Annotated in this window: 21 protein-coding genes; 13 read left to right on the plus strand and 8 right to left on the minus strand. The window is 68.4% G+C overall.

What is annotated here, in order from left to right; translation table 11 throughout:
* Positions 1–45: 45 nt before the first annotated feature.
* The 4 genes from rpsI to EH199_RS17240 all read right to left on the minus strand — a co-directional run bounded on the left by rpsI (position 46) and on the right by EH199_RS17240 (position 2,653).
* Complete coding sequence (gene rpsI / locus EH199_RS17225; protein WP_124810455.1) at positions 46–597, minus strand: 30S ribosomal protein S9; 552 nt, start codon at positions 595–597, stop codon at positions 46–48.
* The gene (rplM, locus tag EH199_RS17230) at positions 597–1,076 is read right to left on the minus strand and encodes a 50S ribosomal protein L13 (protein WP_124810456.1); all 480 of its coding nucleotides are present in this window, start codon (positions 1,074–1,076) and stop codon (positions 597–599) included. The genes rpsI and rplM overlap by 1 nt, the downstream gene beginning before the upstream one ends.
* Before the next feature lie 143 nt (positions 1,077–1,219).
* Complete coding sequence (cutA, locus tag EH199_RS17235; RefSeq protein WP_124810457.1) at positions 1,220–1,573, minus strand: divalent cation tolerance protein CutA; 354 nt, start codon at positions 1,571–1,573, stop codon at positions 1,220–1,222.
* A 6-nt stretch (positions 1,574–1,579) separates the two neighbouring features.
* Positions 1,580–2,653 (minus strand): COX15/CtaA family protein, encoded by a 1,074-nt coding sequence (locus tag EH199_RS17240; RefSeq protein WP_124810458.1) that lies wholly within the window; start codon positions 2,651–2,653, stop codon positions 1,580–1,582.
* A 107-nt stretch (positions 2,654–2,760) separates the two neighbouring features.
* On the opposite strand from EH199_RS17240, the gene EH199_RS17245 reads away from it, so the two are divergent.
* Positions 2,761–3,132: a MerC domain-containing protein gene (locus EH199_RS17245; RefSeq protein ID WP_124810459.1), complete on the plus strand. Its 372-nt coding sequence runs from the start codon at positions 2,761–2,763 to the stop codon at positions 3,130–3,132.
* A gap of 69 nt (positions 3,133–3,201) precedes the next feature.
* Complete coding sequence (thiS, locus tag EH199_RS17250) at positions 3,202–4,221, plus strand: sulfur carrier protein ThiS (RefSeq protein WP_124810460.1); 1,020 nt, start codon at positions 3,202–3,204, stop codon at positions 4,219–4,221.
* A 34-nt stretch (positions 4,222–4,255) separates the two neighbouring features.
* On the opposite strand, the gene EH199_RS17255 is transcribed toward thiS, so the two are convergent.
* The gene (locus tag EH199_RS17255; RefSeq protein ID WP_124810461.1) at positions 4,256–5,305 is read right to left on the minus strand and encodes an aromatic ring-hydroxylating dioxygenase subunit alpha; all 1,050 of its coding nucleotides are present in this window, start codon (positions 5,303–5,305) and stop codon (positions 4,256–4,258) included.
* A gap of 67 nt (positions 5,306–5,372) precedes the next feature.
* Here EH199_RS17255 and EH199_RS17260 point away from each other — a divergent pair, with 67 nt between their 5' ends.
* A complete protein-coding gene (locus EH199_RS17260; protein WP_190287319.1) occupies positions 5,373–5,948 on the plus strand; it encodes a TetR family transcriptional regulator in 576 nt (191 codons plus the stop codon).
* A 13-nt stretch (positions 5,949–5,961) separates the two neighbouring features.
* Here the strand turns inward: EH199_RS17260 and EH199_RS17265 are convergent, their stop codons facing one another.
* Positions 5,962–8,229, minus strand: coding sequence for an NADP-dependent malic enzyme (locus tag EH199_RS17265; protein WP_124810463.1), 2,268 nt, complete (start codon positions 8,227–8,229; stop codon positions 5,962–5,964).
* A gap of 48 nt (positions 8,230–8,277) precedes the next feature.
* Positions 8,278–9,912 carry a hypothetical protein gene (locus tag EH199_RS17270; protein WP_124810464.1) on the minus strand — a complete coding sequence of 545 codons (1,635 nt, stop codon included), beginning with the start codon at positions 9,910–9,912 and terminating at the stop codon, positions 8,278–8,280.
* A gap of 91 nt (positions 9,913–10,003) precedes the next feature.
* On the opposite strand from EH199_RS17270, the gene mutS reads away from it, so the two are divergent.
* The 3 genes from mutS to EH199_RS17285 all read left to right on the plus strand — a co-directional run bounded on the left by mutS (position 10,004) and on the right by EH199_RS17285 (position 13,582).
* Complete coding sequence (mutS, locus tag EH199_RS17275; RefSeq protein WP_124810465.1) at positions 10,004–12,580, plus strand: DNA mismatch repair protein MutS; 2,577 nt, start codon at positions 10,004–10,006, stop codon at positions 12,578–12,580.
* The gene (locus tag EH199_RS17280) at positions 12,573–13,190 is read left to right on the plus strand and encodes a 5'-methylthioadenosine/S-adenosylhomocysteine nucleosidase (RefSeq protein ID WP_124810466.1); all 618 of its coding nucleotides are present in this window, start codon (positions 12,573–12,575) and stop codon (positions 13,188–13,190) included. Before mutS ends, EH199_RS17280 begins: the two co-directional genes overlap by 8 nt.
* Positions 13,191–13,291: 101 nt before the next feature.
* Positions 13,292–13,582, plus strand: coding sequence for a GIY-YIG nuclease family protein (locus EH199_RS17285; RefSeq protein ID WP_124810488.1), 291 nt, complete (start codon positions 13,292–13,294; stop codon positions 13,580–13,582).
* Positions 13,583–13,707: 125 nt separating this feature from the next.
* Here EH199_RS17285 and EH199_RS17290 read toward each other — a convergent pair whose 3' ends face one another.
* On the minus strand, positions 13,708–15,051 hold the full coding sequence (locus tag EH199_RS17290) for a NupC/NupG family nucleoside CNT transporter (protein ID WP_124810467.1): 1,344 nt from the start codon (positions 15,049–15,051) through the stop codon (positions 13,708–13,710).
* A gap of 104 nt (positions 15,052–15,155) precedes the next feature.
* Between EH199_RS17290 and EH199_RS17295 the strand changes: the two genes are divergently transcribed.
* From EH199_RS17295 to EH199_RS17325, 7 genes are all read left to right on the plus strand, one after another.
* Positions 15,156–15,851 carry a queuosine precursor transporter gene (locus EH199_RS17295; RefSeq protein WP_124810468.1) on the plus strand — a complete coding sequence of 232 codons (696 nt, stop codon included), beginning with the start codon at positions 15,156–15,158 and terminating at the stop codon, positions 15,849–15,851.
* 57 nt (positions 15,852–15,908) lie between these two features.
* The gene (gene argB / locus EH199_RS17300) at positions 15,909–16,829 is read left to right on the plus strand and encodes an acetylglutamate kinase (protein ID WP_124810469.1); all 921 of its coding nucleotides are present in this window, start codon (positions 15,909–15,911) and stop codon (positions 16,827–16,829) included.
* 32 nt (positions 16,830–16,861) lie between these two features.
* Positions 16,862–17,401 carry a hypothetical protein gene (locus EH199_RS17305; RefSeq protein WP_124810470.1) on the plus strand — a complete coding sequence of 180 codons (540 nt, stop codon included), beginning with the start codon at positions 16,862–16,864 and terminating at the stop codon, positions 17,399–17,401.
* Positions 17,402–17,482: 81 nt separating this feature from the next.
* Positions 17,483–17,776, plus strand: a complete 294-nt coding sequence (locus EH199_RS17310; RefSeq protein ID WP_124810471.1) for a YggT family protein — start codon at positions 17,483–17,485, stop codon at positions 17,774–17,776.
* A 41-nt stretch (positions 17,777–17,817) separates the two neighbouring features.
* On the plus strand, positions 17,818–18,708 hold the full coding sequence (gene folD, locus EH199_RS17315) for a bifunctional methylenetetrahydrofolate dehydrogenase/methenyltetrahydrofolate cyclohydrolase FolD (protein WP_124810472.1): 891 nt from the start codon (positions 17,818–17,820) through the stop codon (positions 18,706–18,708).
* Between the two features lie 51 nt (positions 18,709–18,759).
* Complete coding sequence (locus EH199_RS17320) at positions 18,760–19,602, plus strand: hypothetical protein (protein ID WP_190287320.1); 843 nt, start codon at positions 18,760–18,762, stop codon at positions 19,600–19,602.
* Positions 19,603–19,609: 7 nt separating this feature from the next.
* On the plus strand, positions 19,610–20,224 hold the full coding sequence (locus tag EH199_RS17325) for a MarC family protein (RefSeq protein WP_124810473.1): 615 nt from the start codon (positions 19,610–19,612) through the stop codon (positions 20,222–20,224).
* Positions 20,225–20,229: the final 5 nt, after the last annotated feature.

Raw genomic sequence — 20,229 nt, forward strand, 5'->3', positions numbered from 1 at the left:
CAAGCGCCAGCCCCTTTTTCGAAATCGACCGTAAGGCCGAAAGACTTAGCGCTTCGAGAACTGGAAGCTGCGGCGAGCCTTGGCCCGGCCGTACTTCTTGCGCTCGACCACGCGGCTGTCGCGGGTGAGGAAGCCGGCGGCCTTGACGGCGCCACGCAGCGCCGGCTCGAACTTCGACAGCGCCTGGGCGATGCCGTGCTTCACCGCACCGGCCTGACCCGAGAGACCGCCGCCCTTGACCGTGGCGATGATATCGTACTGGCCTTCGCGACCAGCGACCTGGAAGGGCTGGTTGATGACGAGGCGCAGCGTCGGGCGGGCGAAGTAGACTTCCTGATCGCGGCCGTTGACCACGATCTTGCCCGAACCGGGCTTCAGCCACACGCGGGCCACGGCGTCCTTGCGGCGGCCGGTGGCGTAGGAACGGCCATAGGCGTCCACTTCGCGATCGCGCAGCGGCGCGGGCGGAGCGGCGGGAACGACCGGAGCGGCATCATCCGAAGCGGCCGGAGCCTCTGCGGCCGGAGCGGCAGCGGTCAGGTTCTTGAGATCCGCCAGGCTCGAAACGGAATCGGTGGAGTTGGGGGTATCCGACATTATGCGCCCACCTTGTTCTTGCGGTTGAGCGAAGCGACATCGAACGCTTCGGGCTGGTTGCCGCCGTGCGGATGCTCGGTACCGGCATAGAGGTGGAGCGCGCGCATCTGGTCACGGCCGAGCGGGCCGCGCGGGATCATGCGTTCAACCGCCTTTTCGAGCACGCGCTCGGGGAAGCGGCCGCCCAGCACCTTGTCGGCGGTGACCGCCTTGATGCCGCCGGCATAGCCGGTGTGCTTGTAATAGGTCTTCGCCTTGAGCTTGTTGCCCGTGAGGCGCACCTTGTCCGCGTTGATGACGACGACGTGATCGCCGCAATCGACGTGCGGGGTGAAGCTCGGCTTGTGCTTGCCGCGCAGGATGTTGGCGATGATGACGGCGAGACGGCCAAGCACCAACCCATCGGCATCGATCAGATGCCACTTCTTTTCAACCTCGGCCGGCTTAATCGACCGGGTGACCTTGCTGAGAGCCTTCATGGCTGGAACGGTTCCCTAATCTGTGCACCGCACGCAGACAAAAGGCCCGCATCGCAGTGAGGAAGCGCGCCTTTGTTGCAAGCGCCCTGCCGAGTCAAGCATTCGTGCGGGTTTTCGAGGAGGTAAAATAATACCTTCCCGCTTCAACCCTGCTCTTGCGCGGTGTTTTGAGCGTTTTTACCGGTCTCCGCAACCAGCCAGGCGAGCGTGGCCGGTGCCGCCGCATCGGCGCGCCAACCGACGATCGCGGGGCAATCGTAAGGATGGATTTCTGCCAGTTTCGCCACGGCAGCTTCAAGCGCTGCGGCGGTCGTCTTGCCCAGCATCGCCACTTCCTCGCCAGCGCCGCGCTCGCCCTGCCAGGTATAAAGCGAGATCATGCCCGGCAGAATGTTGGCGCAGGCGATCAGCCCGGCATCGAGCAGCGCGCCGGCGGCCGCTTCCGCGTCGGCGCGGCTGGCGAACGGGCACCAGATCAGCGCCGCGCCGTCCGCCATCGCGAATCAGCGCTTCTGGCCGAGCGCGTGCGCGCCCCACGTCGTCGCGGCTACCAGCAGTGCGCCGACCAGCTGGTGCGCCACCGCGATCCAGATCGCCACACCGCTCATCACCGTGGCGATGCCGAGCAGGATCTGCGTGCCGAAAGCGCTGTGGATGGCGATCGCGGCGGGCCGCGCCTGTGCCTTGCGCAGCTTGCGCCCCATCACCACCAGCACCGCCACCACCGCCCAGGCCCACCAGCGGTGGACGAAATGGACGAGGAACGGATCGGACAGGAAGGCATGCGCCCCGCCATGCGACCAGTCGATGCCAGCGGGAAAGAAACTGCCCTGCATCAGCGGCCAGGCGCCCCAGTTGAACCAGCCGCCGCCTGCTGCCGTGCCCGCGCGCAGGCCCGCGAGCAGCGCGCCGTAGAACAGCTGCAGCACCAGCATCGCCAGCGCCAGCCCTGAAAAGCCGGTCAGCCGCGAGCGCGCCCGGCCCCGCGCCAGCGCGCGCAGGTCCAGCGCGGTCCACACCAGGCCGGCCAGCGTCACCAGCGCGACCAGCAGGTGCGCGGCCAGGCGGAAGTGGCTGACCTTGACGTCGTGGACGATGCCGGACTTCACCATCCACCAGCCGACCGCCCCCTGCAGCCCGCCCAGCGCCAGCAGCGCCAGCAGGCGCGGCTTGTAGCCTGCCGGAATGCGCCCCTTCACCCAGAACCACGCCAGCGGCAGCGCGAAGACCATGCCGATCGTGCGTGCCAGCAGGCGGTGGACCCATTCCCAGAAGAAGATGAACTTGTAGTCCGCCAGCGTCATGCCCGCCGGGCCGTTGACAAGCAGATATTGCGGCGTCTGGCGATAGGCGTCGAACTCGGCCTGCCACTGCGCATCGGTCAACGGCGGCAGGGCGCCGGTTACCGGCTTCCACTCGGTGATCGAGACCCCCGATTCGGTCAGCCGGGTGATGCCGCCGACCACCACGATCATCGCCACCATCGCCGCCACGATCAACAGCCAGCGGGCAATGGCCAGCGGCGCGGCGCGTACTTCGCGCGGGGCAGCGAACGGAGAGGGGATCGCGGATTCCATGGGCCTCAGCCTGTCCCACCGACATCGCTCCAGCGCAAGCGGGAATCCCGCACCGGAAACGTGATGCCCTCTTGTGCAATGATACAATGTAACATATATGCGCTGTCATGAATCACGCGCTGCAGGCCCTGCGTTCCCGGCTCGACCGGTTCGGCGTGCTCCTTTCGGGGCTGTGCCTGCTGCATTGCCTGGCTGGCGTGTTCCTGGTTGGCCTGCTGGGCGTGGGCGGCGGCGTGCTGCTCGACCCGGCGATCCACCGCATCGGGCTGGTGCTGGCGCTGACGGTCGGCGCCACCACGATCGGCCTTGGCGCGCTGCGGCACGGCCATGTCCTGCCGCTGGCCGTGGGCGGAACCGGCCTGGCGCTGATGGCGGCGGCGGTCGTGACCGGGCACGGCACGCAGGAAGCGGTGCTGACCATCGGCGGCGTGGTGCTGGTGGCGACGGCGCACCTCATCAACATGCGGCGCGGCTGCTGAGCGGCTACTGCTGTTCCCGCCCCTGAGCGCACGCTTGCGCGCCGCGCCCCGCACGCTAAAGCGGCGGGCATGGATGCCAGCCCTTCCCCCGCTTCGCTTTCTATCACCGTCAATGGTGAACCGCGCCGCGCCGCTCCGGGTTCGATCGCCGATCTGGTGCGCGCAATCGGGCTCGATCCGGCCAAGGTCGCGGTCGAGCGCAACGGCGAGATCGCGCCGCGTTCGACCCTGGCCGATGTCGCGCTGGCGGATGGCGACGTGCTGGAAATCGTCCACTTCGTGGGCGGCGGGCAAGAGGAAGGAACGCAGGCCGTGAACGACGATGACAGCTGGACCGTGGCAGGCCGCACCTTCCGCTCGCGCCTGATCGTGGGCACCGGCAAGTACAAGGACTTCGCGCAGAACGCCGCTGCGGTCGCCGCCTCGGGCGCGGAGATCGTCACCGTCGCCGTCCGCCGCGTGAACATTTCCGATCCCAAGGCGCCGATGCTGACGGACTTCATCGATCCGAAGAAAATCACCTACCTGCCCAATACCGCCGGCTGCTTCACCGCCGAGGACGCGATCCGCACGCTGCGCCTGGCGCGCGAGGCGGGCGGCTGGGATCTGGTGAAGCTGGAAGTGCTGGGCGAAGCGAAGACGCTCTACCCCGACATGCGCGAAACGCTGCGCGCCACGGAAATCCTGGCCAACGAAGGCTTCCTGCCGATGGTCTACTGTTCGGACGATCCAATCGCGGCGAAGCAGCTGGAAAGCGCCGGCGCGGTGGCGGTGATGCCGCTGGGCGCGCCGATCGGTTCGGGCCTTGGCATCCAGAACCGGGTGATGATCCGCCTGATCGTGGAAGGCGCCAGCGTGCCGGTGCTGGTCGATGCCGGCGTGGGCACCGCATCGGACGCGGCGGTGGCGATGGAACTGGGTTGCGACGGCGTGCTGATGAACACCGCGATCGCCGAAGCGAAGGACCCGGTGCGCATGGCGCGGGCGATGAAGCTGGCCACCGAGGCCGGCCGCGAAGCCTATCGCGCGGGGCGGATGGGCACGAGGAAGTACGCCGATCCCTCCAGCCCGCTCGCCGGCCTGATCTAGGGCCGGGAGCCTTTAACGAGCCTGGGTCCGGAGCCTAGGCGGCGGCGGAAACGGCCTCGCGTTCGTCGCGCGCCAGCCGTTCGACCAGGCGGTTGTACAGCACCACGCCCTTGTCGAACGTCACCGGCAGGACCGGGCGGGCGGGATCACGGTCGATCACTTTCTGCTGCGCCTCGATCATGGTCTTGTCCTCGGCGAAAGCCATGGCCGCCACCCCCATCAGCCGGTCGCGCAGCGCTTCATCACCATGATCGCGGTGCGGTCCCCAGCTGAAGAAATAGCGGCTGGTGCGGTCGGTCAGCGCGGTCACGGCCTGGCTGGTGAAGGTGACCCCGGTCCTTGGCACATCGGGCGGCGGCGGCGCATCGCGCAGCCGGTCGGCGGTTCCGGCGGGATAGCTGGCGCTGGGCATCAGCAGGATGCCCGGCACGTGGTATTCGTAGCAACTCCACAGATCGACCGGCTCCAGGCCACCGTTGATCGTGCTGCGGTTCTGCCCGCGCACCCAGCGTTCGAACCGCACCCCGCGCGGAAGCTGGGTGACCCTGGGCCGGGTGCGCGCCCATTCCTCGTCCGCGCCGAAGCTGTTGGCGTGAACGAAGGCCAGATGCGTGAAATCGCACAGGTTGTCGTGGATCAGCCGGGCCTGCGCATCATAGTCGAGCTGGCCCCGGCCGAGAATGTAGTCCGGATCGTCGAACCCGACAGCCGGCGGGATCAGCGCCGGGTCGGCCCGCGCGGGATCGCCCAGCCAGACCCAGATCCAGCTGTGCCGGTCGACCGCGGGATAGCTGCGCACGCGCGCCGTGGCGGGGATCGTATCCTGCCCGGGGATCTCGCTGCACCGGCCATCCGCCTCGAACCTCAGGCCGTGGTACAGGCAGCGCAGCGCCTCGCCCTCGCACCGGCCCAGCGACAGCGGCGCCAGCCGGTGAACGCAGCGATCCTCCAGCGCCACGATGCGCCCGCTCTCGGCGCGGAAGATCACCACGGGATCGTTGGCCATGGTGATCGCGAAGGGCCTGCCCGCTTCCAGGTCCATCGACCAGCAGGCCACGTGCCAGGCGTTGCGCACATGAATCATCGGGCTTCTCTCCCAAAAACCGATGGCCCGAGTTTACTTAACATCGTTAAATTGTCAAACGGGAACGATGGCCCGTCACCGCGACATTGCACTCGATCGCTCCGGCATCGTTGCCGCCGCCTTTGCCCTGCTCGACGAAGCGGGGCTGGATGGCGTGACGATGCGGGCGCTGGCGGCGCGACTGTCGGTGCAGGCACCGGCGCTGTACTGGCACGTGCGCGACAAGGCCGCGCTGGGCGGGCTGATGGCCGAAGCGCTCTACGCCGAAGCGCGCGCCGGCCTGCACGACGGCCTCGACGCGCGCGCATGGCTGCTGGCACTGGGCCAGGGGCTATGCCGCAGCCTGGCGCGCCATCGCGATGCCGCCCGGTTGCTGGCTTCGGCGCGACCGCTCGCGCAGGCCAGCGACGAAACGGCCGCGGGCATGGCCGCGCCGCTGGTGCAGCGCGGGTTCAGCCGCGAACAGGCGCTGGAAGCGCAAGCCGCCGTCCTGTCGCTGTCGCTGGGCTGGTCGATCTATCGCGAAAACGCCGCGATGCACGCGTTCCTGACCGGAATGTTCGATCTGGAGGAAAGTTTCGAGCGCGGCCTGCGGGTGCTGGTGGACGGCCTCGTTGCCGAGGCCGTCCCCGCTTCGTCCTGATCCCGCCCCGGCGCTATTGCGCCACGCCCGCCGCCGCGAGCACGGCCAGCGTGAGGATGTCTGGCGCGATCGCGGTCATCGGCGCGATCTGCACCGGCTTTTCCATGCCCAGCAGCATCGGCCCGATCACCGCGTTACCCGCCAGTTCGCGCAGCAGCTTGGCCGAGATGTTGGCCGATTGCAGCCCCGGCATGATGAGCACGTTGGCCGGCCCCGACAGGCGGCTGAACGGGTAGTTCGCCATGACCTTGGGGTTGAGCGCGGCGTCGGGCGCCACTTCGCCTTCGTATTCGAAGCCGGGGTTCGCCTCGTCCAGGATCGAAACCGCGCCACGGATCGGCTCCACCCAGCGCCCCATCGGGTTGCCGAACGTGGAGAACGACAGGAACGCCACGCGCGGTTCGTGGCCCATGCGGCGGGCGACGTCCGCCGTTTCGACGGCGATATGGGCCAGGTCTTCCGCGCTCGGCCGCTCGTTGACGGTCGTATCGGCCAGGAACACGGTGTAGTTCTTGGCCACCATCAGGTGAATGCCGAAGGGCACCTTGCCCGGCGCGGGATCGAGCACCTGCCGCACTTCCTTCAGGGTCTGCGAGAAGGTGCGCGTCATGCCGGTGATCAGCGCATCGGCATGGCCAAGCTTGACCAGCGCCGAGGCGAAGACGTTGCGGTCCTGGTTGACCATGCGGCGCACGTCGCGCTCCAGGAAGCCCCGCCGCTGCAGCCGTTCGTAGAGCATCTCCACCATCGCCGGCACGTGCGGGCTGATCGCCGAATTGTGGATCTCGTAGCTGTCCGGATTGCCGATGCCGAGTTCGACGAGCTTTTCGCGCACCACCTGGTCGCGGCCCACCAGCACCGGTTCGCCATACCCGAAATCGCGGAACTGCACGGCGGCGCGCAGCACCACCTCGTTCTCCGCCTCGGCGAAGACCACCCGCTTTGGGTTGCGCTTCACCTGCGCGTAAACGTTGGTCAGTACCGAGGTCGTCGGGTTGAGCCGTGCCTTCAGATCGTGGCGATAGACGTCGAAGTCCTCGATCGGCTTCATCGCCACGCCCGAATCCATCGCCGCCTTCGCCACCGCGGAGGAGACCACTTCCATCAGGCGCGGATCGAACGGCGCGGGGATGATGTAGTCATGCCCGAACTGCATCGACTGCCCGCCATAGGCGGCGGCGACTTCCTCCGGCACCGGCCGGCGGGCCAGCTCCGCGATCGCTTCCGCGGCGGCGATCTTCATCTCCTCGTTGATCGCGGTCGCCCGAACGTCCAGCGCGCCGCGGAAGATGAAGGGGAAGCCCAGCACGTTGTTGACCTGGTTCGGATAGTCCGAACGGCCCGTGGCGATGATGCAGTCCGGCCGGGCCGCCTTGGCTTCGGGCGGAGTGATTTCCGGATCGGGGTTGGCCATCGCGAAAATGATCGGCTGCGGGGCCATGGCCTTGACGTATTCCGGCTTGAGCGCGCCGGCGGCGGACAGGCCCAGGAAGATGTCCGCGCCCACCAGCGCCTCTTCCAGCGTGCGCGCCGGGGTATCGACGGCGTGCGCGCTTTTCCACTGGTCCATGCCATCGGACCGGCCGCGCCAGATCGTGCCCGAACGGTCGCACATGATGACGTTGTCGTGGCGCACGCCCATCGCCTTGATCAGCGCGGTGCAGGCGATCGCCGCCGCGCCCGCGCCGTTGACCACGACTTTCACGTCCTTGAGATCGCGCCCGGTCAGGTGGCAGGCATTGACGAGGCCGGCGGCGGTGATGATCGCGGTGCCGTGCTGGTCATCGTGCATCACCGGAATCTTCAGGCGTTCGCGCAGCGCCTGTTCGATGATGAAGCATTCGGGCGCCTTGATGTCTTCGAGGTTGATGCCGCCGAAGCTGGGTTCGAGCAGCGCCACCGCGTTGATGAAGGCTTCCGGGTCTTCGGTGGCGACTTCGATGTCGATCGAATCGACGTCGGCGAAGCGCTTGAACAGCACCGCCTTGCCTTCCATCACCGGCTTCGAGGCGAGCGCGCCCAGATTGCCGAGGCCCAGGATGGCGGTGCCGTTGGAGATCACCGCAACGAGATTGCCCTTGGCGGTATAGTCATAGGCCGTCGCGGGATCGTCCGCGATGGCGCGCACGGGAACGGCCACGCCAGGCGAATAGGCAAGGCTCAGATCGCGCTGCGTCGCCATGGGCTTGCTGGCGATGATCTCGATTTTGCCGGGCCTGATCGTGTTGTGGTAGAACAACGCCTCGCGTTCGGTGAAACGGACGTTGCTTTCCTCTGACATGCAAATGCTCCCACGCTGGGTGGACCGGACAGGGCCGGCCGGGCGGTGTCAGAAGTCCCTAGGCTTCCAGTTCGGAAAACCCAAGGGTCTGACGGCAAAAAGCAGACTGCGCCCATCCTGCCATACCAGCTGGAGGCGCGGATCGGGGCGGCGCGGCAGGCCGGTATCGATCAGCCAGACATAGTCCACCCGCTCGATCGGCGCGTACTTGAGCGCGGAATCCACGCTGCGCAGGCGGCCGCTCTGGCAATTGGGCGACCACACGAATTCGGACGGATCGGCGGTGAAGTTGCGGCCGGGACGGAAGCGGGGCACCACCATGTGCAGCCCCGGCACCGCCCAGTTGTCGTTGACCCACGCCTGCCGGTAGAGGCTGGCAAGACTAGCCAGGTGATCGCGCCGCGTGCTGCGCCAGCTTTCCTCGATGCAGGTATGTTCGACGAAAGCCAGCACGCGGCTGCCGGGCTGCACGTGATGCAGCGCGGCAAGCTGGCGCTTGTAGTCCTGCGCGTAGTCCGCGAAGCTGGCGCCGGTGACCACCAGGCGCACGCCCAGCAGCGCCATGCCGATATAGGCCACGGCGCGGGCATAGGAAGGCTTCGCCCGGCTCCAGTCCTGCAACGCCAGCAGCAGCATCGCCGCCACCGGCAGCAGGCGGATATCCACGAAGGCGCTGCCGTTGATATCGCTGGGAATGGCCACGAACAGCAGCAGCACCAGGAGGCCGGGCAAGCCCTGCCGCCAGCTCCACCGCGCGCCGGCCAACCAGCCGCACAGGATCAGCCCGAAGCAGGCGATCGTCGTCGCCGCGTCGAGCACCAGCGACTGGTCGCGCAGCGTCAGCACGAACGACCACGCCTTCTGGTCCCAGCGCCAGCGGTTCATGCTGGCGACCGGTTCGGGCGAGAACGTCTTCCACAGTACCACCACCAGCACCGTGGTCAGCAGCGGCCAGCAGGTGACGAACAGGCGCTTGGCGATCGCCTTCCAGTCCAGCTCGCGCGCCAGCGGGCGCCAGCGCGAAGGCCGCCAGCTTCCGGCGGGGAGCCGGTCGATCTCGCGCCCCAGCGCCGCGCCGCCGACCAGCAGCGCCAGCAGCACGCCGCCGATGGCATGGCACAGCATGGCGACCGGCTGCGCCACGATCAGCATCGCGGCGCGCTTCTTCGGCTGGTTTTCGAGCCAGACCGAGGCGGCGAAAGCCGACAGCGAAAGACCGGTGGCAAGGATGTAGTTGAGGAAACCTGTCAGCAGCGGAAAGCTGAACACGAACATCAGCGCCCAGGCGGTGGCATGACCACCGCGCGGATTGAGCACGCGCGCCGTGGCAAGGCCGCCGCCGGCGAACAGGCCGGTCGCCAGCACCGTGCTCCACCACCCGGCGGCCAGAATGCCGAACTGCGCGCCCAGCAACTTCATCAGCACACCGCCGCCGATATTCAGCGTGAACACCCATTTCCAGGTGAAGTAGCGTTCCAGCGGATTGCCGGGGCCGGCGGCCTCGATCGCGGCTGCGCCCATGTGGCCCGGCACGTCGATCAGCGGCGGCACTTCCACCAGCGCGAACGGCAGGCACACCAACAGGACCGTGAGCACGATGCCCGGCGCGGAGAGCCACGGGAGCGCCGCGGCATGCCAATCGAACGACCAGGCCTTGGGACGGCCTCTTTGCTGGCTTTGCATGAGCCCCTGTCGATATCCGGCTTCGATGGTTTGTGAAAACCCCGCGCTTCGTCTAGCCACTCGCGCCGTGACGCCAAATGCCCCAACTCCGATGATGGCGCAATATCTAGCGCTTAAACAGCAGGCGGGAGACTGCCTGCTGTTCTACCGGATGGGCGATTTCTTCGAGCTTTTTTTCGACGACGCGAAAATCGCCGCGCAAGTGCTGGACATCGCGCTGACCAGCCGGGGCGAGCACGGCGGCGCGCCGATCCCGATGTGCGGGGTGCCCGTGCATTCGGCCGAATCGTACCTGGCCCGGCTGATCAAGGCGGGTTGCCGCGTCGCCATCGCCGAGCAGGTGGAAACGCCCGAGGAAGCGAAGAAGCGCGGCGGATCGAAGGCGCTGGTCGCGCGCGATATCGTCCGCTTCGTCACCGCTGGCACGCTGACCGAGGAAGCGCTGCTGGAACCGCGCCGCGCCAACGTGCTGGCGGCGGTGTGCGAGGTGCGCGGGCTGATCGGCATTGCCGCCTGCGACATTTCCACCGGCCGCATGGAGCTGGAGGAATGCGAGCCGGCAGCGATGGGCGCGGCGCTGGCCCGGCTGGGCGCGAGCGAGATCGTCGCCAGCGAGGACTGGGCCGATGCCCCGTTCGACGCGGTGCGGCGGCCGGGGCGCGGCTTTGACAGCAACGCCGGCGAGGCACGGCTCAAGGATCTGCACGGCGTGTCCACGCTCGAGGGCTTCGGTGCGTTCACCCGGCCGATGCTGGCGGCGGCAAACGGGCTGGTCGATTACCTCGACCACGTCGGGCGCGGCCGCCTGCCGCTGCTGCTGCCCCCCGTGGCGCGCACGGCGGGCGGGCACATGGCGATGGACGAGGCGACGCGCGCCAGCCTGGAAATCCTCGTTTCCACCGGCGGCACGCGCAAGGGCAGCCTGTTCGAGGCGATCGACCGCTGCGTGACCGGCGCGGGCGCGCGCCTGCTGGCCGAGGACCTGTCCGCGCCGCTGACCGCCGCGCCGGCAATCCGCGCGCGGCTGGAACTGGTAAGCTGGCTGCACGACGATCCGCTGCTGCGCGGGGACTTGCGCGCGATCCTGAAGGCCGCGCCCGATATCGGCCGCGCGCTGGGCCGCGTCGTCGCCGGGCGGGGCAGCCCGCGCGATCTGGGGCAGCTGCGCGATGGCCTGTCCGAAGCCTGGCGGCTGCGCGAGGTGCTGGGCGCGCGCGCGCAGAGGCCGGCGCTGGCCGAGGCGCTGCTGCCGGCGCTGGGCGGGCACGGCGCGCTGATCGATCTCTATGTCCGCGCGCTGGTGCCCGCGCCGCCGACCGAACGCGCGCAGGGCGGGTTCATCGCCGAAGGCTATGACGCCGCGCTCGACGAACTGCGCCGGGCCGCAGGCAATTCGCGCCGCGCCATCGCCGCCCTGGAAGCAAAATACCGCGACGAGACCGGCGTTTCCGCGCTGAAGATCCGCCACAACGGCGTGCTCGGCTATTTCATCGAAGTCCCCGCGCGCCACGCCGACAAGCTGATGCTGCCCGACAGCGGCTTCACCCACCGCCAGACGATGGCCGGCGCGGTGCGTTTCAACGCACTGGCACTGCACGAGGAGGCAAGCCGCATCGCCGAGGCGGGCGGGCACGCGCTGGTGGCCGAGGAAGCGCATTTCGAGGAGCTGGTCGCCGCCGCCTTCCGCGCGCGCAAAGGTATCGCCGCCACCGCCGCCGCGCTGGCCCGGATCGACGTCGCGTGCGGGCAGGCCGAACGCGCGGCCGAAGGCGGCTGGACGCTGCCGCATGTCGTGGCGGAGCCGGTGCTGGACATCGCCGGCGGGCGGCATCCGGTGGTGGAGGCGGCGCTCGCGGCCAGGGGCGAACGCTTCGTCGCCAACGACTGCCGGCTCGCGCCCGAGGACCGGCTGTGGCTGGTCGGCGGCCCCAACATGGGCGGCAAGTCCACCTTCCTGCGCCAGAACGCGCTGATCGTGCTGCTGGCGCAGGCGGGCGGGTTCGTGCCCGCCGAGGCCGCGACGATCGGCATGGTCGACCGGCTGTTCAGCCGCGTCGGCGCGTCGGACAACCTTGCGCGCGGGCGATCGACCTTCATGGTCGAGATGGTCGAGACCGCCGCCATTCTCGCGCAGGCCAGCGAGCGCAGCTTCGTCATCCTCGACGAAGTGGGGCGTGGCACTTCCACCTACGACGGCCTGGCACTCGCCTGGGCGGTGGTGGAGGCGGTGCATGAAGTGAACCGCTGCCGCTGCCTGTTCGCCACTCATTACCACGAACTCGCGCGGCTGGCCGAAAGCTGCGATGCACTGTCGCTCCACCATGTCCGCGCGCGCGAATGGAAAGGCGACTTGGTGCTGCTGCACGAACTGGCCGAAGGGCCGGCAGACAAGAGCTATGGCCTCGCCGTCGCCCGGCTGGCCGGCGTGCCCGCGCCGGTGGTCAAGCGCGCCAAGGCGGTGCTCGACAAGCTGGAGAAAGGCCGCGCCTCCACCGGGGGCCTCGCCGCCGGGCTGGGCGACCTGCCGCTGTTCGCCGCCGCGATCGAGGCGGTGGAGGAAAAGGTCGATGCCTTGCGCGCCCGGCTCAACGGGCTGGACATCGACGCGCTGTCCCCGCGCGAGGCGCTGGACCTGCTCTACGAACTGAAGGCACAGGCGAATGGTTGAGCTTACCACGGTCGGCTCCCGGCGCGTGCTGTTCGTGATGGCGGCGGAACCGGAATACGGCCCGCACTTGCGCGCCCGGTTCACGCCGCTGATCACCGGCATCGGCCCGGTCGAGGCCGCGCTGCACACCGGCGTGGCGCTGGCCCGGCTGGAAGCGGCGGGGCAGTTGCCGGACCTGATCGTTTGCCTCGGCTCGGCCGGATCGCGCCGCTGCGCGCTGGGCTCGGTCCACCAGATCGCCAGCGTCTCGTGGCGCGACATGGATGCCTCGCCGCTCGGCATCGAGCCCGGCGTGGTGCCCTATCTCGACGAGCCGAAAGAGCTTCCATTGGAAACCCCGCTGGACCTGCCTGTCGCCACGCTGTCTAGCGGGGGCGACGTGGTCAGCGGCGACCACTGGGACCGCGTCTCGGCCGACATGGTCGACATGGAAACCTACGCCGTCGCCCGCGCCGCGCGCACCTTCGGCGTGCCGCTGATCGGCCTGCGCGGCGTCAGCGACGGCCCCGGCGAACTGGCCGGCGCACACGACTGGCACAAGCTGCTCGGCTACCTTGATGGGGAGTTGGCCAAGGCGGTGGACCTGCTGCACGAACTGCAGGGCGGGTAGCCGCCCGAGGTCCCAGCTTTCGCTGGGACGACGAGGATAAAAATAGAAACGTCATGCCAGCGCACGCTGGCATCTCGGGCCACCATGTGTACCCTCCCCTCATGCGCAAGGGCGGCTGGACCTACATCATGACGAACAAGCCGCGCGGGGTGCTCTACATCGGCGTCACCGCCGATCTGGCGGCCCGTGTCGTCCAGCATCGCGAGGGGCGCGGGTCATCCTTCTGCCGCCGCTACAACCTCCAGCGCCTCGTGCTGGCCGAGGAACACGCAACGATCGAGGAAGCGATCCGGCGCGAAAAGGCGCTCAAGGCGTGGAAGCGGGACTGGAAGATCGACCTGATCGAGACAGCCAACCCGGCGTGGGACGATCTCTTCGCGGTGCTTCTGTAGCCGCCCGAGGTCCCGGCCTTCGCCGGGACGACGCGAATGAGATCGAAAGCGTCATGCCAGCGCACGCTGGCATCTCGGGCCTCATCTCAAGCCACCGGGGGCATCCCAGGCCCCCGCGCGAAACCTCACAACGACAGGAACAATCCCGCCAGCGCTGCGCTCATCAGGTTGCTCAGCGCGCCGGCCAGCAGCGCGCGGATGCCGAGTTTGGCGATCATCGGGCGCTGGTTGGGGGCAAGGCCGCCGGTCACCGCCATCTGGATCGCGATCGAGCTGAAATTGGCGAAGCCGCACAGCGCGAACGTGACCAGCGCGACGCTGACCTTGGACAAGCCGGTGTCCTGCCCCAGTTCGATGAAGGCGACGAATTCGTTGAGCACGATCTTGGTGCCGAACAGGCCGCCCGCCTGCATCGCTTCCGCCCAGGTGGGAGAGCCAAGCAGGTAGAACATCGGCGCGAAGATCGTGCCGAGGATCTGCTGGAACGAGAGGTCGGGATAGCCAGCCAGCCCGCCCAGCCAGCCGAGGATGCCGTTGGCGAGCGCCACCAGCGCAACGAAGGCCAGCACCATCGCGCCCACCGCCACGGCCAGCTTGACCCCGGTCTGCGCGCCCTGGCTGGCCGCCATGATGAGGTTGGCGGGGCGTTCCTCGTGTTCTTCCGCCACCGGTTCGCCGCTGGCGGCGACGCCGGGCTGGCTGGTCACGTCATCGCGGTTCAGCGCGGCCGCGGCCATGCCGGCGGGCGGCACCAGCGTGGGCGGATCGTGCGGGTTGGGCAGCGGATCGGCCGCGACGTCAGCCGGCGTCGGCGGCTCGTCGGGCATCATCGTCTTGGCCATGAGGATGCCGCCGGGCGCCGACATGAAGGCGGCGGCGACCAGATAGTCGATGCGGATACCCATGCTGGCATAGGCGGCCAGGATCGTGCCCGCCACGCCGGCCATGCCCACGGTCATCACGCAGAACAGTTGCGACGGATTGAGCGCGGCGAGATAGGGGCGGATCACCAGCGGCGCCTCGCTTTGCCCGACGAAGATGTTGGACGCGGCGCAGAGCGATTCGACCTTGCTGATGCCCGTGATCTTTTCCAGCCCGCCACCGATCCAGCGGATCACCAGCTGCATCACGCCAAGGTAGTAGAGGATCGAGATCAGCGCGGCGAAGAAGATGATCACCGGCAGCGCCGAAATGGCGAAGCTGGTGCCGCCGATCTCGGGCTTGGCGAGCGGGCCGAACAGGAACGTCACGCCCGCCTTGGCGAAGCCGAGCAGGCGCTCCACGCCGTGCGCGGCGGCCTGCAGCGCGGCGTTGCCCCACGGCAGGTAGAGCACCAGCGCGGCGAAACCGGCCTGCAGGGCGAAGGCTGCGCCCACCACGCGCGGGCGGATCGCGCGGCGGTTGGTGGAAAGCAGGAAGGCGACCAGCAGGATGATCCCCATCCCGACGAGGCTCAAGACAACGCGCATCGGGGGCTATCGGCTCCGGACGATGAAGGAGGGAAAGACGAACTGGTTTCTCCCGCTCCTAAACGGGATTTGGCGGCCGGTCAAAATCCCGCTATCGCCCGTCCATGCAAGAAACCGCCCCGCACCGGGCCGCACCGGCGCCACATCCCCCGATCCCCTCTTCGATCCCCCGCTCCCTGTTCGCGTTCGCGCTGCTCTATGGCGGGCTGGCCGTGCTGGCGGGCGTGCTGGGCACCAAGCTCGCCTCGCTGGGCCACTGGCCGCTGCTGGGCGATCTGGCGGTCGAATCCGGGATCTTCGCGTTCCTGCTGCTGGTGATCCTGGCCAGCGCCGTGGCCGAGCTGTTCGGGCAGGACATGGCGAACCGGCTGGTGCGCTTCGGTTTCGTGCCGTTGATCGTGTCGATGGTGCTGCTTTCGCTGGTCATCCATGTGGTGCCGCCCGCGCCGTTCTGGTCGGATCAGGAGGCCTTCGCCCGCCTGCTGGGGCAAGGCGCGCGGATGCAGTTCGCCGGGCTGATTTCCTACGGCACCTCGCAGACGCTCAACGTCTATCTGTTCTCGCGCATTGCCGGCGGTCAGGGGCGGCTGCTGATGCTGCGCGCGTGGATCGCCAGCATGCTGTCGCAGATCGTCGATACGGTGCTGTTCATCACGATCTCGTTCTACGGGCAGGACCTGCCGATCGGCGCGATCATGGAAGGGCAGATCATCTCCAAGCTGGTGCTGTCGACGATCATGGTGCCGCCGGGCATCTGGCTGTTCGTGCGGCTGGGGCGCTGGCTGGACGCGCCACGCTGACCCGCGCGCACGAAAACGCTTTAATTTCGCGCCAAGGGGCGTAAGGGCGCGGCCATTATGGCCACGAACCACGAAATCTCCGATTCCTATCGCGCTGCGATGCTCGCCAAGGCGGAAACGCTGACCGAGGCGCTGCCCTATCTCCAGCGCTATGCCGGCAAGACCTTCGTGGTGAAGTACGGCGGGCACGCCATGGGCGATCCCGAACTGGCCCACGATTTCGCCGAGGACATCGTGCTGCTGAAGGCGGTGGGCATCAATCCCGTGGTGGTCCACGGAGGCGGGCCGCAGATCGGCCGGATGCTGAAGGCGCTGGGCATCGAATCGCAGTTCGTCAACGGCCTGCGCGTCACCGACAAGCAGACCGCCGAAGTGGCCGAAATGGTCCTGGCCGGCGCGATCAACAAGGAACTGGTCGGCTGGATCGCCCGCGCGGGCGGCAAGGCCATCGGCATTTCGGGCAAGGATGGCGGCATGGTCGTGGCCCGCAAGGTCCAGTCCAAGGCGCCCAAGGCGATCGAGGACGACGGTGAGCCGCTGGTGGTCGACCTGGGCTTCGTGGGCGAGCCGGACCGGATCGACACCACGGTGATCGACACCATCTGCGCGGCCGGCATGATCCCGGTGATCGCGCCGATCGGCGTGGGCGAGGACGGCGCGACCTACAACATCAACGCCGACACCATGGCCGGCTGCATCGCCGCGGCGCTGGGCGCATCGCGCCTGTTCCTGCTGACCGACGTGCCCGGCGTGCTGGACAAGCAGAAGAACCTGCTGACCGACCTGACGCCCGCCGACATCGCGGAACTGGCGCAGGACGGCACGATCAGCGGCGGCATGATCCCCAAGCTGGAAACCTGCGTCCACGCGGTCGAGGCCGGGTGCGAGGCGGTGGTCGTGCTCGACGGGCGCGTGCCGCACGCGATGCTGCTGGAAATCTTCACCTCGCGCGGCGCCGGCACGCTGATCCGGGCGTGACCGGGCGAAAGCCGGGAACGGAACCGGCGGTCGTGCGTCCCTTTTCCATGGTGCGCTCTCGCATAGTCCCCTCGCTCGCCCTGCTGCTGGCCGCCTGTGGTGGCACGCCGCCCGCGCCCGAACTGAGCGACACGGACAGCGATGCCATCGCCGAGCTGGCATCGGAAGCGGTGCCGGCCCCCTCGCCGACACCCACCGCCGAGATCACCGAACGTGGCGTGCCATCGGCCTCGCGTGATCCCGCCGAGGTGCTGACGGCCTGGGGCAAGGCCGTGGAAATGCGCGACTGGGTGACCGTCCGCGCCTATTGGGGCGACAAGGGTGCCCGCAGCGGCTTGGACGAACGCGCCTTCGCCGCGAAGTGGAGCAGCCTGCTGGATCCGCGCGTGGCCGTGGGCCAGGGCGAAAGCGAAGGCGCGGCAGGCTCTCTCTACTACACCGCCCCTGTCACCGTGACCGACGGCACGCGAGTGCTGAAAGGCGATGTCGTGCTGCGCCGCGTGAACGACGTGCCGGGCGCGACCGAGGAGCAACTGCGCTGGCATATCGAGAGCACCACGCTGACTCCGTAGGGATCCGCCACAGGCTCCGGTTGCCTTTCCGCCCGTCTCTCGGCTAACAGCCGTATCGACCGTCGGAAGAAGAAAGCGCCCATGTTCCTGTACACGCTCGTCGCCATGATCAGCTACCTCGTGCAGATCATCACCGTGGTGGTGATCGTACAGTTCGTGCTGGGCCTGCTGATTTCGTTCAACGTCGTCAACATGCACAACAATGGCGTTGCCGCGATCTGGCGGGCGCTGAACGCTATTCTCGATCCGCTGCTCAACCCCATCCGCCGGATCATGCCCGAAACCGGATCGATCGACCTGTCGCCGATGGCGCTGATCATCGGCCTCAACCTGCTGATGATCCTTCTGAGCGGCCTTGCCGCATCGGGATATTGACCTCCCGCCACCAGACGGAATGGCTTGAAGGAATTGCAGAGATGACTGCTGCCGTGATCGACGGAAAGGCCTTTGCCGCGAACCTGCGCGGCGAAGTGGGCAAGCTGGCCGCCGCGTTCGAGGCGAAGGCCGGCCGCAAGGCGGGCCTTGCCGTGGTGCTGGTGGGCGAAGACCCGGCGAGCCAGGTCTATGTCCGCTCCAAGGGCAAATCGACGCTCGAGGCCGGCATGGCGAGCTTCGAGCACAAACTGCCCGCCGATACCGCCGAGGCGGACTTGCTGGCGGTGGTGGAACGGCTCAACGCCGATCCCGCCGTCGACGGCATTCTCGTCCAGCTTCCCCTGCCCGGCCATATCGACGAGCAGAAGGTGATCGCCACGATCAACCCGGACAAGGACGTGGACGGCTTCCACGTCACCAACGCCGGGCGCCTCGCGGTGGGGCAGCCGGGCTTCGTGCCCTGCACCCCGCTGGGCTGCCTGATGCTGCTCAAGGACCGGCTCGGCGATCTTTCCGGGCTGGACGCCGTGGTCATCGGCCGTTCGAACATCGTCGGCAAGCCGATGGCGCAACTGCTGATCGCCGAAAGCTGCACCGTCACCGTCGCGCACAGCCGCACGCACAACCTGCCGGACGTGGTGAAGCGGGCGGACATTGTCGTCGCCGCCGTCGGCCGCCCGGAAATGGTCAAGGGCGAATGGATCAAGCCCGGCGCGACCGTGATCGACGTGGGCATCAACCGCGTGGCCGGGGCCGAGGGCAAGACCCGGCTGGTGGGCGACGTGGACTATGCCGGCGCGGCCGCCGTGGCCGGCGCCATCACCCCGGTTCCGGGCGGCGTCGGCCCGATGACGATCGCGGTGCTGCTGCGCAACGCGCTGGTCGCCGCCTATCGCAACGCCGGCATTCCGCTGGCGGACGGCGCGATCTGATTTCTCCACCACGGGTTTGACCGGGCGCGGCTTTGCTTTAGGTTCAAGGGCATGTCGCGTCCCGTTCGTGCCGCCCTGGCCCTTGCCCTGTCGTTCTCGCTGCTGTCCACGCCGGCGCTTGCCCAGCGCCCGGGGCGCGGTGGCATGCCGGGCGGCGGGCTGACGCCGGCGGGGAACCCCAGCGCGCTGATCGCCGCCGAAATCGCCTTTGCCCGGCTGGCGCGCGAAAAGGGCCAGTGGACCGCGTTTCGCGATACCGCCGCCGACGATGCGGAAATGTTCACGCCCCGGCGCGTGGTGGCGAAGGACTGGCTCAAGGGTCGCAAGGACCCGGCGCAGGCGGTGCAGTGGGAAACGCACCGCGCCTACGCCAGTTGCGACGGCAGCTTCGGCGTGACCTATGGCGGCTGGACCGGCGGCACGGACGCCGGCTGGTTCAGCACGGTCTGGCAGCGGCAGAAGAAGAAGGGCGCGTTGAAGTGGGTGCTCGATCAGGGCGAGTCGCTGGCCCGGCCGCTCGCCGCGCCCGACTGGATCGAGGGCAAGGTCGCCGATTGCCCCGCGCGCCGGACGCATTTCGTGGCGCCAGGGGGGCCACTGCCACCTGGTGCGGCCGACCGGCCCGCGACGAAGGACCTGCCCGCCCAGCGCCCGCTCGCCGGGCCGCTGCCAGCGCTGGCCGCGCCCGCCGGATCGGACAGCAAGGACGGCCAGTCCGACGATGGCACGCTGGCCTGGCGCAGCACCGTGCTGCCCGATGGCGCGCGCGAATTCACGGTGTGGATGTGGAAGGACGGCAACATGGCCCAGGTGCTGCACGAAACCGCAGCCGCTCCCGCGGCCCCTGCCACGACACCCACCACGACACCCGCCACCGCTCCGGGACAAGGATAAGCGCGCGATGTGGGAACTGTTCGTCTCCGCCTTCGTCACGCTGTTCGTGGTGATCGATCCGCCCGGCTGCGCGCCGATCTATGCCGGGCTTACCGCCGGGGCCAGCCCCGCACAGGCGCGCAACATGGCGATCCGGGCCACGCTGATCGCCACCGGCATCCTGCTGGTCTTCGCGCTGTTCGGGGAAAAGCTGCTGTCGGGCCTGCACATCGAGCTGGCCAGCTTCCGCATCGCCGGCGGCATCATGCTGTTCGTGATCGCGCTCGACATGGTGTTCGAAAAGCGCACCGAACGGCGCGAACAGCGCGCGGAAAAGGTCCGCCATACCGAGGTGGACGACGTCTCCGTCTTCCCCATGGCCATGCCGATGATCGCCGGGCCGGGCTCGATCGCCACGGTCATGCTGCTGACCAGCCGCGCGCAAGGCAACGAACAGACCATGGTCGTGCTGGGCGCGCTGGCCTGCGTGATGGTGCTGATCCTCGCCGCGCTGCTGGCCGCCGGCCCGCTGATGCGGTTGGTGGGCCAGCAGGCCGAAGCGGTGGTCACGCGGCTGCTGGGCGTGCTGCTCGCGGCGCTGGCCGCGCAATACGTGATCGACGGGATCAAGGCGCAGTTCTGAGAGCC

It is taken from the genome of Novosphingobium sp. LASN5T (assembly GCF_003856955.1).
Classification (GTDB): Bacteria; Pseudomonadota; Alphaproteobacteria; order Sphingomonadales; family Sphingomonadaceae; genus Novosphingobium.

What these genes read in the sequence shown, in the direction of transcription:
- rpsI (WP_124810455.1), bottom strand. Translation starts at nt 597, where the DNA reads ATGTCGGATACCCCCAACTCCACCGATTCCGTTTCGAGCCTGGCGGAT.
- EH199_RS17270 (WP_124810464.1), bottom strand. Translation starts at nt 9,912, where the DNA reads ATGCAAAGCCAGCAAAGAGGCCGTCCCAAGGCCTGGTCGTTCGATTGG.
- EH199_RS17290 (WP_124810467.1), bottom strand. Translation starts at nt 15,051, where the DNA reads ATGCGCGTTGTCTTGAGCCTCGTCGGGATGGGGATCATCCTGCTGGTC.
- folD (WP_124810472.1), top strand. Translation starts at nt 17,818, where the DNA reads ATGACTGCTGCCGTGATCGACGGAAAGGCCTTTGCCGCGAACCTGCGC.
- EH199_RS17310 (WP_124810471.1), top strand. Translation starts at nt 17,483, where the DNA reads ATGTTCCTGTACACGCTCGTCGCCATGATCAGCTACCTCGTGCAGATC.
- EH199_RS17285 (WP_124810488.1), top strand. Translation starts at nt 13,292, where the DNA reads ATGCGCAAGGGCGGCTGGACCTACATCATGACGAACAAGCCGCGCGGG.
- thiS (WP_124810460.1), top strand. Translation starts at nt 3,202, where the DNA reads ATGGATGCCAGCCCTTCCCCCGCTTCGCTTTCTATCACCGTCAATGGT.
- argB (WP_124810469.1), top strand. Translation starts at nt 15,909, where the DNA reads ATGGCCACGAACCACGAAATCTCCGATTCCTATCGCGCTGCGATGCTC.
- EH199_RS17255 (WP_124810461.1), bottom strand. Translation starts at nt 5,305, where the DNA reads ATGATTCATGTGCGCAACGCCTGGCACGTGGCCTGCTGGTCGATGGAC.
- EH199_RS17280 (WP_124810466.1), top strand. Translation starts at nt 12,573, where the DNA reads ATGGTTGAGCTTACCACGGTCGGCTCCCGGCGCGTGCTGTTCGTGATG.
- EH199_RS17320 (WP_190287320.1), top strand. Translation starts at nt 18,760, where the DNA reads ATGTCGCGTCCCGTTCGTGCCGCCCTGGCCCTTGCCCTGTCGTTCTCG.
- EH199_RS17260 (WP_190287319.1), top strand. Translation starts at nt 5,373, where the DNA reads ATGGCCCGTCACCGCGACATTGCACTCGATCGCTCCGGCATCGTTGCC.
- EH199_RS17295 (WP_124810468.1), top strand. Translation starts at nt 15,156, where the DNA reads ATGCAAGAAACCGCCCCGCACCGGGCCGCACCGGCGCCACATCCCCCG.
- mutS (WP_124810465.1), top strand. Translation starts at nt 10,004, where the DNA reads ATGATGGCGCAATATCTAGCGCTTAAACAGCAGGCGGGAGACTGCCTG.
- EH199_RS17245 (WP_124810459.1), top strand. Translation starts at nt 2,761, where the DNA reads ATGAATCACGCGCTGCAGGCCCTGCGTTCCCGGCTCGACCGGTTCGGC.
- rplM (WP_124810456.1), bottom strand. Translation starts at nt 1,076, where the DNA reads ATGAAGGCTCTCAGCAAGGTCACCCGGTCGATTAAGCCGGCCGAGGTT.
- cutA (WP_124810457.1), bottom strand. Translation starts at nt 1,573, where the DNA reads ATGGCGGACGGCGCGGCGCTGATCTGGTGCCCGTTCGCCAGCCGCGCC.
- EH199_RS17240 (WP_124810458.1), bottom strand. Translation starts at nt 2,653, where the DNA reads ATGGAATCCGCGATCCCCTCTCCGTTCGCTGCCCCGCGCGAAGTACGC.
- EH199_RS17265 (WP_124810463.1), bottom strand. Translation starts at nt 8,229, where the DNA reads ATGTCAGAGGAAAGCAACGTCCGTTTCACCGAACGCGAGGCGTTGTTC.
- EH199_RS17325 (WP_124810473.1), top strand. Translation starts at nt 19,610, where the DNA reads ATGTGGGAACTGTTCGTCTCCGCCTTCGTCACGCTGTTCGTGGTGATC.